Genomic DNA, 3,055 nt, shown 5'->3' on the forward strand with positions numbered 1-3,055 from the left:
TTTGTTCCTTGAAAACTAGATAATCGTAAGTAAGAAGAACCAAAGAAGAAACCGAGTGATCGCCATTTTAGTTTTCTCTCTATTTATTTAGAGAAACAAACCATGACTTTATGTCATACGGTTAAGTTAGAAAGGGCGCACGGTGGATGCCTTGGCACTAGGAGCCGATGAAGGACGGGACTAACACCGATATGCTTCGGGGAGCTGTAAGTAAGCTTTGATCCGGAGATTTCCGAATGGGGAAACCCACTGTTCGTAATGGAACAGTATCTTTGCCTGAATACATAGGGCATTGAAGGCAGACCCGGGGAACTGAAACATCTAAGTACCCGGAGGAAGAGAAAGCAAACGCGATTCCCTGAGTAGCGGCGAGCGAAACGGGACATAGCCCAAACCAAGAGGCTTGCCTCTTGGGGTTGTAGGACACTCTACGTGGAGTTACAAAGGAACGGGGTAGATGAAGAGGTCTGGAAAGGCCCGTCAAAGAAGGTAAAAACCCTGTAGTTGAAACTTCGTTCCCTCCTGAGTGGATCCTGAGTACGGCGGGACACGTGAAATCCCGTCGGAAGCTGGGAGGACCATCTCCCAAGGCTAAATACTCCCTAGTGACCGATAGTGAACCAGTACCGTGAGGGAAAGGTGAAAAGCACCCCGGAAGGGGAGTGAAAGAGATCCTGAAACCGTGTGCCTACAAGTAGTCAGAGCCCGTTCATGGGTGATGGCGTGCCTTTTGTAGAATGAACCGGCGAGTTACGATTACATGCAAGGTTAAGTTGAAGAGACGGAGCCGCAGCGAAAGCGAGTCTGAATAGGGCGAATGAGTATGTGGTCGTAGACCCGAAACCAGGTGATCTACCCATGTCCAGGGTGAAGGTTGGGTAACACCAACTGGAGGCCCGAACCCACGCACGTTGAAAAGTGCGGGGATGAGGTGTGGGTAGCGGAGAAATTCCAATCGAACTTGGAGATAGCTGGTTCTCTCCGAAATAGCTTTAGGGCTAGCCTCACGTTGTAAGAGTCTTGGAGGTAGAGCACTGTTTGGGCTAGGGGCCCTCATCGGGTTACCGAACTCAGACAAACTCCGAATGCCAAAGACTTATCCGTGGGAGTCAGACTGCGAGTGATAAGATCCGTAGTCAAAAGGGAAACAGCCCAGACCACCAGCTAAGGTCCCAAAGTATACGTTAAGTGGAAAAGGATGTGGAGTTGCTTAGACAACCAGGATGTTGGCTTAGAAGCAGCCACCATTTAAAGAGTGCGTAATAGCTCACTGGTCGAGTGACTCTGCGCCGAAAATGTACCGGGGCTAAACGTATCACCGAAGCTGTGGATTGACATCTTCGATGTCAGTGGTAGGAGAGCGTTCTAAGGGCGTTGAAGCCAGACCGTAAGGACTGGTGGAGCGCTTAGAAGTGAGAATGCCGGTATGAGTAGCGAAAGATGGGTGAGAATCCCATCCACCGAATGCCTAAGGTTTCCTGAGGAAGGCTCGTCCTCTCAGGGTTAGTCGGGACCTAAGCCGAGGCCGAAAGGCGTAGGCGATGGACAACAGGTTGATATTCCTGTACCACCTCTTTATCGTTTGAGCGACGGGGGGACGCAGGAGGATAGGGTAAGCGCGCTGTTGGATATGCGCGTCTAAGCAGTTAGGCTGCAAGTGAGGCAAATCCCGCTTGCGTGAAGGCTGAGCTGTGACAGCGAGGGAAATATAGTACCGAAGTTCCTGATTCCACACTGCCAAGAAAAGCCTCTAGCGAGATAAATGGTGCCCGTACCGCAAACCGACACAGGTAGGCGAGGAGAGAATCCTAAGGTGAGCGAGAGAACTCTCGTTAAGGAACTCGGCAAAATGACCCCGTAACTTCGGGAGAAGGGGTGCTCATTTGGGTGAATAGCCCGGATGAGCCGCAGTGAATAGGCCCAGGCGACTGTTTAGCAAAAACACAGGTCTCTGCGAAGCCGCAAGGCGAAGTATAGGGGCTGACGCCTGCCCGGTGCTGGAAGGTTAAGAGGAGGGGTTAGCTCACGCGAAGCTCTGAATCGAAGCCCCAGTAAACGGCGGCCGTAACTATAACGGTCCTAAGGTAGCGAAATTCCTTGTCGGGTAAGTTCCGACCCGCACGAAAGGCGTAACGATCTGGGCACTGTCTCAACGAGAGACTCGGTGAAATTATAGTACCTGTGAAGATGCAGGTTACCCGCGACAGGACGGAAAGACCCCGTGGAGCTTTACTGTAGCCTGATATTGAATTTTGGTACAGCTTGTACAGGATAGGTAGGAGCCGTAGAAACCGGAGCGCCAGCTTCGGTGGAGGCGTCGGTGGGATACTACCCTGGCTGTATTGAAATTCTAACCCGCGCCCCTGATCGGGGCGGGAGACAGTGTCAGGTGGGCAGTTTGACTGGGGCGGTCGCCTCCTAAAGAGTAACGGAGGCGCCCAAAGGTTCCCTCAGAATGGTTGGAAATCATTCGCAGAGTGTAAAGGCACAAGGGAGCTTGACTGCGAGACCTACAAGTCGAGCAGGGACGAAAGTCGGGCTTAGTGATCCGGTGGTTCCGCATGGAAGGGCCATCGCTCAACGGATAAAAGCTACCCCGGGGATAACAGGCTTATCTCCCCCAAGAGTCCACATCGACGGGGAGGTTTGGCACCTCGATGTCGGCTCATCGCATCCTGGGGCTGTAGTCGGTCCCAAGGGTTGGGCTGTTCGCCCATTAAAGCGGTACGCGAGCTGGGTTCAGAACGTCGTGAGACAGTTCGGTCCCTATCCGTCGTGGGCGCAGGAAATTTGAGAGGAGCTGTCCTTAGTACGAGAGGACCGGGATGGACGCACCGCTGGTGTACCAGTTGTCTTGCCAAAGGCATCGCTGGGTAGCTATGTGCGGACGGGATAAGTGCTGAAAGCATCTAAGCATGAAGCCCCCCTCAAGATGAGATTTCCCATAGCGCAAGCTAGTAAGAACCCTGAAAGATGATCAGGTTGATAGGTCAGAGGTGGAAGCGCGGTGACGTGTGGAGCTGACTGATACTAATCGTTCGAGGACTTAACCAAA

General features: G+C 52.6%; 1 rRNA gene. It reads left to right on the plus strand.

The features are described 5' to 3' along the window. The first annotated feature begins 119 nt into the window (after positions 1–119). Positions 120–3,054: ribosomal RNA gene (locus EJA10_RS03050) — 23S ribosomal RNA — on the plus strand. The last annotated feature ends 1 nt before the right edge of the window (position 3,055 follow it).

Origin of the sequence: Mesobacillus subterraneus, assembly GCF_003937825.1 — a bacterium.
GTDB classification, from domain to species: domain Bacteria; phylum Bacillota; class Bacilli; order Bacillales; family Cytobacillaceae; genus Mesobacillus; species Mesobacillus subterraneus.